This is a genomic window from Streptomyces sp. NPDC002463 (assembly GCF_042889835.1).
Classification (GTDB): Bacteria; Actinomycetota; Actinomycetes; order Streptomycetales; family Streptomycetaceae; genus Streptomyces; species Streptomyces nymphaeiformis.
In genome coordinates this window covers 715,702-726,926 of the sequence record NZ_JBIARL010000001.1, presented here as the reverse complement: position 1 = coordinate 726,926, position 11,225 = coordinate 715,702, and the positions used below count along the sequence as shown (strand labels likewise).

Annotated in this window: 22 protein-coding genes; all 22 read left to right on the top strand. The window is 67.1% G+C overall.

Annotation, left to right across the window (positions count from 1 at the left end; all coding sequences use genetic code 11):
* The first annotated feature begins 2 nt into the window (after positions 1 to 2).
* The 22 genes from ACFYX3_RS03385 to rpmD all read left to right on the top strand — a co-directional run bounded on the left by ACFYX3_RS03385 (position 3) and on the right by rpmD (position 11,224).
* Positions 3 to 365 carry a YciI family protein gene (locus ACFYX3_RS03385; protein ID WP_116159346.1) on the top strand — a complete coding sequence of 121 codons (363 nt, stop codon included), beginning with the start codon at positions 3 to 5 and terminating at the stop codon, positions 363 to 365.
* Positions 362 to 1,603 (top strand): RNA polymerase sigma factor, encoded by a 1,242-nt coding sequence (locus ACFYX3_RS03380; RefSeq protein WP_389007524.1) that lies wholly within the window; start codon positions 362 to 364, stop codon positions 1,601 to 1,603. Before ACFYX3_RS03385 ends, ACFYX3_RS03380 begins: the two co-directional genes overlap by 4 nt.
* 431 nt (positions 1,604 to 2,034) lie before the next feature.
* Positions 2,035 to 2,343, top strand: a complete 309-nt coding sequence (gene rpsJ, locus ACFYX3_RS03375) for a 30S ribosomal protein S10 (RefSeq protein WP_003948644.1) — start codon at positions 2,035 to 2,037, stop codon at positions 2,341 to 2,343.
* Positions 2,344 to 2,356: 13 nt separating this feature from the next.
* Positions 2,357 to 3,001 (top strand): 50S ribosomal protein L3, encoded by a 645-nt coding sequence (gene rplC / locus ACFYX3_RS03370; protein WP_030687820.1) that lies wholly within the window; start codon positions 2,357 to 2,359, stop codon positions 2,999 to 3,001.
* Between the two features lie 7 nt (positions 3,002 to 3,008).
* Complete coding sequence (gene rplD / locus ACFYX3_RS03365; RefSeq protein WP_189800378.1) at positions 3,009 to 3,659, top strand: 50S ribosomal protein L4; 651 nt, start codon at positions 3,009 to 3,011, stop codon at positions 3,657 to 3,659.
* Positions 3,659 to 3,982, top strand: coding sequence for a 50S ribosomal protein L23 (gene rplW, locus ACFYX3_RS03360; protein WP_024755407.1), 324 nt, complete (start codon positions 3,659 to 3,661; stop codon positions 3,980 to 3,982). Before rplD ends, rplW begins: the two co-directional genes overlap by 1 nt.
* A gap of 40 nt (positions 3,983 to 4,022) precedes the next feature.
* Entirely contained in the window at positions 4,023 to 4,859 is an 837-nt protein-coding gene (gene rplB / locus ACFYX3_RS03355; RefSeq protein ID WP_030208986.1) for a 50S ribosomal protein L2, read from the top strand.
* Positions 4,860 to 4,871: 12 nt separating this feature from the next.
* Positions 4,872 to 5,153, top strand: a complete 282-nt coding sequence (gene rpsS / locus ACFYX3_RS03350) for a 30S ribosomal protein S19 (protein WP_015035577.1) — start codon at positions 4,872 to 4,874, stop codon at positions 5,151 to 5,153.
* Positions 5,154 to 5,195: 42 nt separating this feature from the next.
* Entirely contained in the window at positions 5,196 to 5,543 is a 348-nt protein-coding gene (gene rplV, locus ACFYX3_RS03345) for a 50S ribosomal protein L22 (RefSeq protein WP_030359020.1), read from the top strand.
* Positions 5,543 to 6,382, top strand: coding sequence for a 30S ribosomal protein S3 (rpsC, locus tag ACFYX3_RS03340; RefSeq protein ID WP_015035579.1), 840 nt, complete (start codon positions 5,543 to 5,545; stop codon positions 6,380 to 6,382). The genes rplV and rpsC overlap by 1 nt, the downstream gene beginning before the upstream one ends.
* A 5-nt stretch (positions 6,383 to 6,387) precedes the next feature.
* Positions 6,388 to 6,807 carry a 50S ribosomal protein L16 gene (gene rplP / locus ACFYX3_RS03335; RefSeq protein WP_017239579.1) on the top strand — a complete coding sequence of 140 codons (420 nt, stop codon included), beginning with the start codon at positions 6,388 to 6,390 and terminating at the stop codon, positions 6,805 to 6,807.
* Positions 6,807 to 7,031 (top strand): 50S ribosomal protein L29, encoded by a 225-nt coding sequence (gene rpmC, locus ACFYX3_RS03330; RefSeq protein WP_017239580.1) that lies wholly within the window; start codon positions 6,807 to 6,809, stop codon positions 7,029 to 7,031. Before rplP ends, rpmC begins: the two co-directional genes overlap by 1 nt.
* Complete coding sequence (rpsQ, locus tag ACFYX3_RS03325; protein WP_024755411.1) at positions 7,031 to 7,312, top strand: 30S ribosomal protein S17; 282 nt, start codon at positions 7,031 to 7,033, stop codon at positions 7,310 to 7,312. The genes rpmC and rpsQ overlap by 1 nt, the downstream gene beginning before the upstream one ends.
* Before the next feature lie 98 nt (positions 7,313 to 7,410).
* Positions 7,411 to 7,779 carry a 50S ribosomal protein L14 gene (gene rplN, locus ACFYX3_RS03320; RefSeq protein ID WP_003956455.1) on the top strand — a complete coding sequence of 123 codons (369 nt, stop codon included), beginning with the start codon at positions 7,411 to 7,413 and terminating at the stop codon, positions 7,777 to 7,779.
* Between the two features lie 2 nt (positions 7,780 to 7,781).
* Positions 7,782 to 8,093 (top strand): 50S ribosomal protein L24, encoded by a 312-nt coding sequence (gene rplX, locus ACFYX3_RS03315; RefSeq protein ID WP_017239581.1) that lies wholly within the window; start codon positions 7,782 to 7,784, stop codon positions 8,091 to 8,093.
* Entirely contained in the window at positions 8,090 to 8,647 is a 558-nt protein-coding gene (gene rplE, locus ACFYX3_RS03310) for a 50S ribosomal protein L5 (RefSeq protein ID WP_093874534.1), read from the top strand. The genes rplX and rplE overlap by 4 nt, the downstream gene beginning before the upstream one ends.
* 5 nt (positions 8,648 to 8,652) lie before the next feature.
* Positions 8,653 to 8,838: a type Z 30S ribosomal protein S14 gene (locus ACFYX3_RS03305; RefSeq protein ID WP_003948630.1), complete on the top strand. Its 186-nt coding sequence runs from the start codon at positions 8,653 to 8,655 to the stop codon at positions 8,836 to 8,838.
* Between the two features lie 209 nt (positions 8,839 to 9,047).
* A complete protein-coding gene (gene rpsH, locus ACFYX3_RS03300; RefSeq protein WP_015035585.1) occupies positions 9,048 to 9,446 on the top strand; it encodes a 30S ribosomal protein S8 in 399 nt (132 codons plus the stop codon).
* Between the two features lie 21 nt (positions 9,447 to 9,467).
* Positions 9,468 to 10,007 carry a 50S ribosomal protein L6 gene (rplF, locus tag ACFYX3_RS03295; RefSeq protein WP_389007515.1) on the top strand — a complete coding sequence of 180 codons (540 nt, stop codon included), beginning with the start codon at positions 9,468 to 9,470 and terminating at the stop codon, positions 10,005 to 10,007.
* 3 nt (positions 10,008 to 10,010) lie between these two features.
* Positions 10,011 to 10,394 carry a 50S ribosomal protein L18 gene (gene rplR, locus ACFYX3_RS03290; protein WP_056651228.1) on the top strand — a complete coding sequence of 128 codons (384 nt, stop codon included), beginning with the start codon at positions 10,011 to 10,013 and terminating at the stop codon, positions 10,392 to 10,394.
* 45 nt (positions 10,395 to 10,439) lie between these two features.
* Entirely contained in the window at positions 10,440 to 11,042 is a 603-nt protein-coding gene (rpsE, locus tag ACFYX3_RS03285; RefSeq protein ID WP_015035588.1) for a 30S ribosomal protein S5, read from the top strand.
* Complete coding sequence (gene rpmD / locus ACFYX3_RS03280; RefSeq protein WP_041130781.1) at positions 11,042 to 11,224, top strand: 50S ribosomal protein L30; 183 nt, start codon at positions 11,042 to 11,044, stop codon at positions 11,222 to 11,224. Before rpsE ends, rpmD begins: the two co-directional genes overlap by 1 nt.
* Position 11,225: the final 1 nt, after the last annotated feature.

Sequence of the window (11,225 nt, the reverse complement as noted above, 5' to 3'; positions counted from 1 at the left end):
AGATGAAGTACATGGCGATGATCTACGGCAACCAGGCCAAGTGGGACTCCTTCCCGGCCGAGGCCTGGCCCGAGGCGATCGCCCGGCAGGAGGCCTTCAACCGGAAGTACCGGGAGAGCGGCGAGCTGCTCGGCGCGTACGGCCTGGCCGACGCGGCCGCCGCCCAGCTCGTCCGGCGCGAGAACGGCGTCCCCGCGGTCACCGACGGCCCGTACCTGGAGACCAAGGAGTACCTGGCCAGCTTCTACCTGCTCGACTGCGAGAGCCTGGAGCGCGCCCAGGCGATCGCCGCGGACATGCCCTTCGCGGACGCCGAGCCCGTCGAGCTGTGGCCGATCCTGCACGAGTCCGCGGCGGACGTGTGACGGGTCCACACGCGATCGAGGACCTGCTGCGTACGTGCGCGCCGCAGGTCCTCGGTGCGCTCGTGCGGCGGTACGGGGCCTTCGATCTCTGTGAGGACGCCGTTCAGGAGGCGCTGATCGCGGCCGCCCGGCAGTGGCCCGAGGACGGGGTGCCCGAGCATCCGCGCGGGTGGCTGCTCACCGTCGCCACCCGCAGGTACGTCGACCTGGTGCGCAGCGAGTCCGCCCGCCGGCGCCGCGAGGACGCCGTCGCGCTCGCCACCCCCGACTCCGCCCTCCTCGCGCGCGCCGCCGACGACGCCCCGGACACCGACCGGGACGACTCGCTGTCGCTGCTCTTCCTCTGCTGCCACCCGGACCTGTCGCCGCCCAGCCGGATCGCGCTCACCCTGCGCGCCGTCGGCGGCCTCACCACCGCGCAGATCGCCGCCGCGTTCCTCGTGCCCGAGTCGACCATGGCGCAGCGGATCAGCCGGGCCAAGCAGACGATCAAGGCCGCCGGCTGGGAGCTCACGCTGCCCGAGGGCGAGGACCGCACCGCCCGTCTGGCCGAGGTGCGGCACGTGCTGTACCTCGTCTTCAACGAGGGCTACACGGCCAGCGGCGGTGAGGAGCTCACCGCGCCCGAGCTGTCCACGGAGGCGATCCGGCTGGCCCGGCTGCTGCACCGGCTCGTCCCCGACGACACCGAGACGGCGGGCCTGCTCGCGCTGATGTTGCTCACCGACGCCCGCCGCCCGGCCCGCACGGGCCCGCACGGGGAGCTCGTACCGCTCGCGGAGCAGGACCGGGGGAGCTGGGACGGCGCCCTGATCGCGGAGGGCGTGGAGCTGATCAGCCGCACCCTGCCGCAGGGCCGGGTCGGCCCGTACCAGCTCCAGGCGGCCATCGCGGCCGTGCACGACGAGGCGGGGTCCGCCGATGCCACGGACTGGCCGCAGATCCTCGCCCTGTACGAGCTCCTGGAGCGCACCGGGCCGAACCCGATGGTCACCCTCAACCGCGCGGTCGCCGTCGCCATGGTCCACGGTCCGCAGACCGGCCTCGACCTGCTCGACGCTCTCGCGGAGGACCGGCGGATGGCCCGGAACCACCGCCTCCTCGCGACCCGGGCGCATCTCCTCGAACTCCTCGGCGAGAAGGAGGGTGCGGCCGCCGCCTACCGGGAGGCGGCCCGGCGCACCACGAGCGCGCCCGAGCGGCGCCATCTGGCGGAGCAGGCCCAACGGTTGGGATGACGGGCCCCATGGGGCGCGCGCGGCACACCTGTGCGCCCCGGCGCATGGGCGTACGTGACGTGGGGTACAGTCTTCGCCCCCGATTGGCGGCCGGAAGGCCGCGTATGGCAGACTGTCGGGGTTGCTCGGTTGAGTGCCGATGCTGCGCGCCTCCCGTCGGGAGGACCGGAAGCGAGTCCCACAGTACTCGTCGCTCCTTCTCAGGAGCGGACGTACGGGAATCTTCTGGGAAGCGTCAGCGGGGTGCCGACCAGGCACCCGGTGGGTGATTTACCCCCGAACCGCGGTCATGGCGACCGTGCCCCCTTGGTTGGGAAATCCTCTGGGATTTCTGCGTAGAGGGAGCGCGACACGCCCGACCGCGTGGGTCGGAGGAAACCGCGAACGTACCGGGTTCCAGAGCGTTACGAGACAAAGGACTACTAGTAGCCATGGCGGGACAGAAGATCCGCATCCGGCTCAAGGCCTACGACCACGAGGTCATCGACTCCTCGGCGAAGAAGATCGTCGAGACGGTGACCCGCACTGGTGCGTCGGTCGCGGGCCCGGTGCCGCTGCCCACTGAGAAGAACGTGTACTGCGTCATCAAGTCGCCGCACAAGTACAAGGACTCGCGCGAGCACTTCGAGATGCGCACGCACAAGCGCCTCATCGACATCCTCGACCCCACGCCGAAGACGGTTGACTCGCTCATGCGCCTCGACCTGCCGGCGGGCGTCGACATCGAGATCAAGCTCTGAGGTGACGCGCGAGATGGCTAAGAACATCAAGGGCATCCTGGGCGAGAAGCTCGGCATGACGCAGGTCTGGGACGAGAACAACCGGGTCGTCCCGGTGACCGTCGTCAAGGCCGGCCCGAATGTCGTGACCCAGGTCCGTACGAACGACGTCGACGGCTACGAGTCGGTCCAGATCGCCTTCGGCGAGATCGACCCGCGCAAGGTGAACAAGCCCCTCAAGGGCCACTTCGCCAAGGCCGACGTCACCCCGCGCCGCCACCTGGTGGAGCTCCGCACCGCTGACGCCTCCGAGTACACGCTCGGCCAGGAGATCACCGCCGAGGTCTTCGAGGCCGGCGTGAAGGTCGACGTCACCGGCAAGAGCAAGGGCAAGGGCTTCGCCGGTGCGATGAAGCGCCACAACTTCCGTGGTGGCAAGGCCTCGCACGGTGCCCACCGCGTGCACCGCAAGCCCGGTTCGATCGGTGGCTGCGCCACCCCGGGCCGTGTCTTCAAGGGCATGCGCATGGCCGGTCGCATGGGCAACGAGCGTGTGACCACCCAGAACCTGACCGTCCACGCCGTTGACGCCGAGAAGGGTCTGCTGCTCATCAAGGGCGCCGTCCCCGGCCCCAACGGTGGCCTCGTCCTGGTCCGCACCGCGGCCAAGGGGGTTTGAGGAACCGATGAGCACCATTGACATCCTTTCGCCGTCTGGCGACAAGGCCGGGACCGTCGAGCTCCCCGAGGAGATCTTCGGCGCCAAGGTCAGCGTCCCGCTGATCCACCAGGTCGTCGTCGCGCAGCTGGCCGCGGCCCGTCAGGGCACGCACAAGACCAAGACCCGTGGCGAAGTCCGCGGTGGTGGCAAGAAGCCTTACCGCCAGAAGGGCACCGGCCGCGCCCGTCAGGGTTCGACCCGCGCCCCGCAGTTCGCCGGTGGTGGCGTCGTGCACGGTCCCGTGCCGCGTGACTACTCGCAGCGGACCCCGAAGAAGATGAAGGCCGCCGCCCTCCGCGGTGCCCTGTCGGACCGGGCGAACCACTCCCGCATCCACGTCGTCACCGGCGTGGTCGAGGGTGGCATCTCCACCAAGGCCGCCAAGACGCTGTTCGGCAAGATCTCGGAGCGCAAGAACCTGCTCCTGGTCGTCGAGCGCTCCGACGAGGCCGCGTGGCTGTCCGCTCGTAACCTGCCCCAGGTGCACATCCTGGAGCCGGGCCAGCTCAACACGTACGACGTGATCGTCTCCGACGACGTGGTCTTCACCCAGGCCGCCCTCGAGTCCTTCGTGTCTGGCCCCCAGACCGCTGAGACCGAAGGGAGCGACGCCTGATGACTGAGGCCGTCGTCACCAGCAAGACCTTCTCGGACCCGCGCGACATTCTCGTCAAGCCGGTCGTCTCGGAGAAGAGCTACGCCCTGCTGGACGAGAACAAGTACACGTTCATCGTCGCGCCTGGCTCCAACAAGACCCAGATCAAGCAGGCCGTCGAGGCGGTCTTCTCGGTCAAGGTCACCGGGGTCAACACGATCAACCGCCAGGGCAAGCGCAAGCGCACCAAGGCCGGTTTCGGCAAGCGCAAGGACACCAAGCGCGCCATCGTGACCCTTGCCGAGGGCAACCGTATCGACATCTTCGGCGGTCCGACCGCCTAACGGCGGTCTGGATCGTCCGGAATCGGACGAGGACTGAGAAATGGGAATCCGCAAGTACAAGCCGACTACGCCGGGCCGCCGTGGCTCCTCCGTAGCCGACTTCGTCGAGATCACGCGGTCCACGCCGGAGAAGTCGCTGGTCCGCCCCCTGCACAGCAAGGGCGGCCGTAACAACACCGGTCGTGTGACCGTCCGTCACCAGGGCGGTGGCCACAAGCGCGCCTACCGTGTGATCGACTTCCGTCGTCACGACAAGGACGGCGTGCCGGCCAAGGTCGCTCACATCGAGTACGACCCCAACCGCACCGCGCGCATCGCGCTCCTCCACTACGTGGACGGCGAGAAGCGCTACATCATCGCCCCCAAGGGTCTGACCCAGGGCGACCGCGTCGAGAACGGCCCGGGCGCGGACATCAAGCCCGGCAACAACCTGGCGCTCCGCAACATCCCGGTCGGTACCACGATCCACGCGATCGAGCTCCGTCCCGGTGGCGGCGCCAAGTTCGCGCGTTCCGCTGGTGCGTCCGTGCAGCTGCTGGCGAAGGAGGGCACGATGGCCCACCTCCGCATGCCGTCCGGTGAGATCCGTCTCGTCGACGCCCGCTGCCGCGCCACCATCGGCGAGGTCGGCAACGCCGAGCAGTCGAACATCAACTGGGGCAAGGCCGGCCGCAAGCGCTGGCTTGGCGTTCGCCCGACCGTCCGCGGTGTGGCGATGAACCCGGTCGACCACCCGCACGGTGGTGGTGAGGGCAAGACCTCCGGTGGTCGCCACCCGGTCTCCCCGTGGGGTCAGAAGGAGGGTCGTACTCGTTCGCCGAAGAAGGCTTCGAACAAGTACATCGTCCGCCGCCGCAAGACGAACAAGAAGCGCTAGGAGCGGGTTTAGATGCCGCGCAGTCTCAAGAAGGGACCCTTCGTCGACGGCCACCTCGTCAAGAAGGTGGACGCCCAGAACGAAGCCGGTACCAAGAACGTCATCAAGACCTGGTCCCGTCGCTCGATGATCATCCCGGCCATGCTCGGCCACACGATCGCGGTGCACAACGGCAAGACCCACATTCCGGTGTTTGTCACCGAGTCGATGGTCGGCCACAAGCTCGGCGAGTTCTCGCCGACGCGCACCTTCCGGGGTCACGTGAAGGACGACCGGAAGTCGAAGCGCCGCTAGTAGCGGGGTGGAATGACCATGACAGACACTGGAAGGACAACCATGGAAGCCAGGGCCCAGGCGCGGTACATCCGCGTCACGCCCATGAAGGCCCGCCGCGTGGTGGACCTTATCCGTGGCATGGACGCCACGGAGGCTCAGGCGGTCCTGCGTTTCGCCCCGCAGGCCGCGAGCGTGCCGGTTGGCAAGGTGCTTGACAGCGCCATCGCCAACGCCGCGCACAACTACGACCACACGGACGCCTCTTCGCTGTTCATCAGCGAGGCGTTCGTCGATGAGGGCCCGACCCTGAAGCGGTTCCGTCCGCGTGCCCAGGGCCGTGCCTACCGGATCCGTAAGCGGACCAGCCACATCACCGTGGTCGTCAGCAGCAAGGAAGGAACCCGGTAATGGGCCAGAAGGTTAACCCGCATGGGTTCCGGCTCGGCATCACCACGGACTTCAAGTCCCGCTGGTACGCCGACAAGCTGTACAAGGACTACGTCAAGGAAGACGTCGCCATCCGTCGGATGATGACGTCCGGCATGGAGCGCGCCGGCATCTCGAAGGTTGAGATCGAGCGCACCCGTGACCGCGTGCGGGTGGACATCCACACCGCGCGTCCCGGCATCGTCATCGGCCGCCGTGGCGCCGAGGCCGACCGCATCCGCGGCGACCTCGAGAAGCTCACGGGCAAGCAGGTCCAGCTGAACATCCTCGAGGTCAAGAACCCCGAGATGGACGCCCAGCTGGTCGCCCAGGCCGTTGCCGAGCAGCTCTCCTCCCGCGTCTCCTTCCGTCGCGCCATGCGTAAGAGCATGCAGGGCACGATGAAGGCCGGCGCCAAGGGCATCAAGATCCAGTGCGGCGGTCGTCTCGGCGGCGCCGAGATGTCCCGCTCGGAGTTCTACCGCGAGGGCCGTGTGCCGCTGCACACGCTCCGCGCGAACGTGGACTACGGCTTCTTCGAGGCCAAGACGACCTTCGGTCGTATTGGCGTCAAGGTCTGGATCTACAAGGGCGACGTCAAGAACATCGCCGAGGTCCGCGCCGAGAACGCCGCTGCCCGTGCGGGTAACCGCCCGGCCCGTGGCGCCGGCGCTGGCGACCGCCCGGCCGGCCGTGGTGGCCGCGGTGGCGAGCGTGGCGGCCGCGGCCGCAAGCCGCAGCAGTCGGCTCCGGCCGCCGAGGCCCCCAAGGCCGAGGCTGCCGCCGCTGCTCCGGCTGAGAGCACCGGAACGGAGGCCTGACCGACATGCTGATCCCCCGTAGGGTCAAGCACCGCAAGCAGCACCACCCGAAGCGCTCCGGCGCGAGCAAGGGTGGTACGCAGGTTGCGTTCGGCGAGTACGGCATTCAGGCCCTCACGCCGGCGTACGTGACCAACCGCCAGATCGAGGCGGCTCGTATCGCGATGACCCGCCACATCAAGCGTGGCGGCAAGGTCTGGATCAACATCTACCCGGACCGCCCGCTGACGAAGAAGCCCGCCGAGACCCGCATGGGTTCCGGTAAGGGTTCTCCGGAGTGGTGGATCGCGAACGTCAAGCCGGGTCGGGTGATGTTCGAACTGTCCTACCCGAACGAGAAGATCGCGCGCGAGGCCCTGACCCGTGCGGCCCACAAGCTGCCGATGAAGTGCAAGATCGTGAAGCGCGAAGCAGGTGAGCTGTGATGTCGGCCGGTACCAAGGCGTCCGAGCTGCGCGAGCTGGGCAACGAGGAGCTTCTCAACAAGCTCCGCGAGGCCAAGGAAGAGCTGTTCAACCTCCGCTTCCAGGCGGCGACGGGCCAGCTCGAGAACCACGGTCGGCTCAAGTCCGTCCGTAAGGACATCGCCCGGATCTACACCCTGATGCGTGAGCGTGAGCTGGGCATCGAGACGGTGGAGAACGCCTGATGAGCGAGAGCAACGTGACTGAGAAGACCGAGCGCAACGCTCGCAAGGTCCGCGAGGGCCTGGTCGTCAGCGACAAGATGGACAAGACCGTCGTCGTCGCTGTCGAGGACCGCGTCAAGCACGCGCTGTACGGCAAGGTCATCCGCCGTACGAACAAGCTCAAGGCTCACGACGAGCAGAACGCTGCCGGCATCGGCGACCGCGTCCTCCTGATGGAGACCCGGAAGCTGTCGTCGACGAAGCACTGGCGCGTCGTCGAGATCCTCGAGAAGGCCAAGTAATTACTCGAGGGGTTTCCCTCGAGTCAGTTCCGCCAGGCTCGGCCGGGGCTTCTTCGTGAAGCCCCGGCCGGGAACCGGCAGACAATCAGGAGATAGACGTGATCCAGCAGGAGTCGCGACTGCGTGTCGCCGACAACACTGGTGCCAAGGAGATCCTTTGCATCCGTGTTCTCGGTGGCTCGGGTCGCCGCTACGCGGGCATCGGTGACGTCATCGTCGCCACCGTCAAGGACGCGATCCCCGGTGGCAACGTGAAGAAGGGTGACGTCGTCAAGGCGGTCATCGTTCGCACCGTCAAGGAGCGCCGCCGCCAGGACGGCTCGTACATCCGCTTCGACGAGAACGCCGCTGTCATTCTCAAGAACGACGGCGACCCTCGTGGCACCCGTATCTTCGGCCCGGTCGGCCGTGAGCTGCGCGAGAAGAAGTTCATGAAGATCATCTCGCTCGCGCCGGAGGTGCTGTAAGCATGAAGATCAAGAAGGGCGACCTGGTCCAGGTCATCACCGGCAAGGACAAGGGCAAGCAGGGCAAGGTCATCACGGCCTTCCCGAGCGAGAACCGTGTCCTGGTCGAGGGTGTCAACCGGGTCAAGAAGCACACCAAGGCCGGTCCCTCGCAGGCCGGCGGCATCGTGACGACCGAGGCTCCGGTCCACGTCTCCAACGTCCAGCTGGTCGTGGAGAAGGACGGCAAGAAGGTCGTCACGCGTGTCGGTTACCGCTTCGACGACGAGGGCAACAAGATCCGCGTTGCCAAGCGGACGGGTGAGGACATCTGATGGCTACCACCACTCCGCGTCTCAAGACGAAGTACCGCGAGGAGATCGCGGGCAAGCTGCGTGACGAGTTCAAGTACGAGAACGTCATGCAGATCCCCGGCCTCGTGAAGATCGTGGTCAACATGGGTGTCGGCGACGCCGCCCGTGACTCGAAGCTCATGGACGGTGCCGTCCGTGACCTGACCACCATCACCGGTCAGAAGCCGGCCGTCACCAAGGCCCGCAAGTCCATCGCGCAGTTCAAGCTGCGTGAGGGCCAGCCGATCGGTGCGCACGTCACCCTCCGTGGCGACCGCATGTGGGAGTTCCTGGACCGCACCCTGTCGCTCGCGCTCCCGCGCATCCGCGACTTCCGCGGCCTGTCCCCCAAGCAGTTCGACGGCCGTGGCAACTACACCTTCGGTCTCACGGAGCAGGTCATGTTCCACGAGATCGACCAGGACAAGATCGACCGTGTCCGGGGTATGGACATCACCGTGGTGACCACGGCGACCAACGACGACGAGGGCCGTGCCCTTCTGCGTCACCTCGGCTTCCCGTTCAAGGAGGCGTAAGCGAGATGGCGAAGAAGGCTCTCATCGCGAAGGCTGCCCGCAAGCCCAAGTTCGGCGTGCGTGGCTACACGCGCTGCCAGCGCTGTGGTCGTCCCCACTCCGTGTACCGCAAGTTCGGCCTGTGCCGCGTGTGCCTCCGTGAGATGGCTCACCGTGGCGAGCTGCCGGGCGTGACCAAGAGCTCCTGGTAATCCCCTAGTTGGGATGACCGGAGTCTCTCGGTAAGCATTGGGTCGGCGGATGCCCACCCCCCGCATGCCTTAGGCTTGTGGGGTTGGGCGTCCGCCGCCCTACCGACTTACTACGCCGTAGGTCCCCGCGCCGCACCCGTCCCGCCCCTGTGTGGGGAGAGGGATGGCGCATACAGGAAACCCCGGCGAGAGAGGCCGAAGGCCAATTCATGACCATGACTGATCCGATCGCGGACATGCTGACTCGTCTGCGTAACGCGAACTCGGCATACCACGACTCCGTGACGATGCCGCACAGCAAGATCAAGTCTCACATCGCGGAAATCCTCCAGCAGGAGGGCTTCATCACGGGCTGGAAGGTCGAGGACGCCGAGGTCGGCAAGAACCTCGTCCTCGAGCTCAAGTTCGGTCCGAACCGTGAGCGCTCCATCGCGGGCATCAAGCGGATCTCGAAGCCCGGCCTCCGGGTTTACGCGAAGTCCACCAACCTGCCGAAGGTCCTCGGCGGCCTGGGCGTGGCGATCATCTCCACGTCCCACGGTCTCCTGACCGGCCAGCAGGCAGGCAAGAAGGGCGTAGGTGGGGAAGTCCTCGCCTACGTCTGGTAGTCGGGAACGGAGGAATAGCTAATGTCGCGTATTGGCAAGCTGCCTATCCAGGTTCCCGCCGGCGTGGACGTCACCATCGATGGCCGCACGGTCACGGTCAAGGGTTCCAAGGGCACCCTGACCCACACCGTCGCCGCGCCGATCGAGATCGTTAAGGGCGAGGATGGCGTGCTCAACGTCAACCGTCCGAACGACGAGCGTCAGAACAAGGCCCTGCACGGCCTGTCCCGCACGCTGGTGGCCAACATGATCACCGGTGTGACCCAGGGTTACGTCAAGGCGCTCGAGATCAGCGGTGTCGGTTACCGCGTGGCCGCGAAGGGCTCCGGTCTGGAGTTCCAGCTCGGCTACAGCCACCCGATCCTGATCGAGGCGCCCGAGGGCATCTCGTTCAAGGTCGAGTCGCCGACCAAGTTCTCGGTCGAGGGCATCGACAAGCAGAAGGTCGGCGAGGTCGCCGCCAACATCCGCAAGCTTCGCAAGCCCGACCCCTACAAGGCCAAGGGCGTGAAGTACGCGGGCGAGGTCATCCGCCGCAAGGTCGGAAAGGCTGGTAAGTAAGCCATGGCATACGGTGTGAAGATCGCCAAGGGCGACGCCTACAAGGGCGCCGCCAAGAAGCGCCGCCACATCCGCATCCGCAAGAACGTGTCGGGTACGGCGGAGCGTCCGCGCCTCGTCGTGACGCGTTCCAACCGCGGTATCACCGCTCAGGTCATCGACGACCTCAAGGGTCACACCCTTGCGTCGGCGTCGACCCTGGACGCGTCGATCCGCGGCGGCGAGGGTGACAAGTCCGCGCAGGCCAAGCAGGTCGGTTCCCTGGTCGCCGAGCGCGCCAAGGCCGCCGGTGTCGAGGCTGTCGTGTTCGACCGTGGTGGCAACAGGTACGCCGGGCGCATTGCCGCTCTGGCTGACGCCGCCCGCGAAGCCGGGCTGAAGTTCTAAGCCCCGGTTCCGGGACTAACGGACGTAACAGAGAGAGGTAATCCAATGGCTGGACCCCAGCGCCGCGGAAGCGGTGCCGGTGGCGGCGAGCGGCGGGACCGGAAGGGCCGCGACGGTGGCGCTGCCGCCGAGAAGACCGCGTACGTTGAGCGCGTTGTCGCGATCAACCGCGTCGCCAAGGTTGTCAAGGGTGGTCGTCGCTTCAGCTTCACCGCGCTCGTCGTGGTGGGTGACGGTGACGGCACCGTAGGTGTCGGTTACGGCAAGGCCAAGGAAGTTCCCGCGGCCATCGCCAAGGGCGTCGAGGAAGCCAAGAAGAACTTCTTCAAGGTTCCCCGCATCCAGGGCACCATCCCTCACCCGATCCAGGGCGAGAAGGCCGCGGGCGTCGTCCTGCTCAAGCCGGCTTCCCCCGGTACCGGTGTTATCGCCGGTGGCCCGGTGCGCGCCGTCCTCGAGTGCGCCGGCGTTCACGACATCCTGTCGAAGTCGCTCGGCTCCGACAACGCGATCAACATCGTGCACGCGACCGTGGAGGCCCTCAAGGGCCTGCAGCGTCCCGAGGAGATCGCGGCTCGCCGTGGTCTGCCGCTCGAGGACGTCGCTCCCGCGGCTCTGCTCCGTGCGCGTGCTGGGGCGGGTGCGTAATGGCTCGCCTCAAGGTCACGCAGACGAAGTCGTACATCGGCAGCAAGCAGAACCACCGCGACACCCTGCGTTCCCTGGGCCTCAAGCGCCTGGGTGACGTGGTTGTCAAGGAGGACCGCCCCGAGTTCCGCGGCATGGTGCACACCGTCCGCCACCTCGTGACGGTCGAGGAGGTTGACTGAC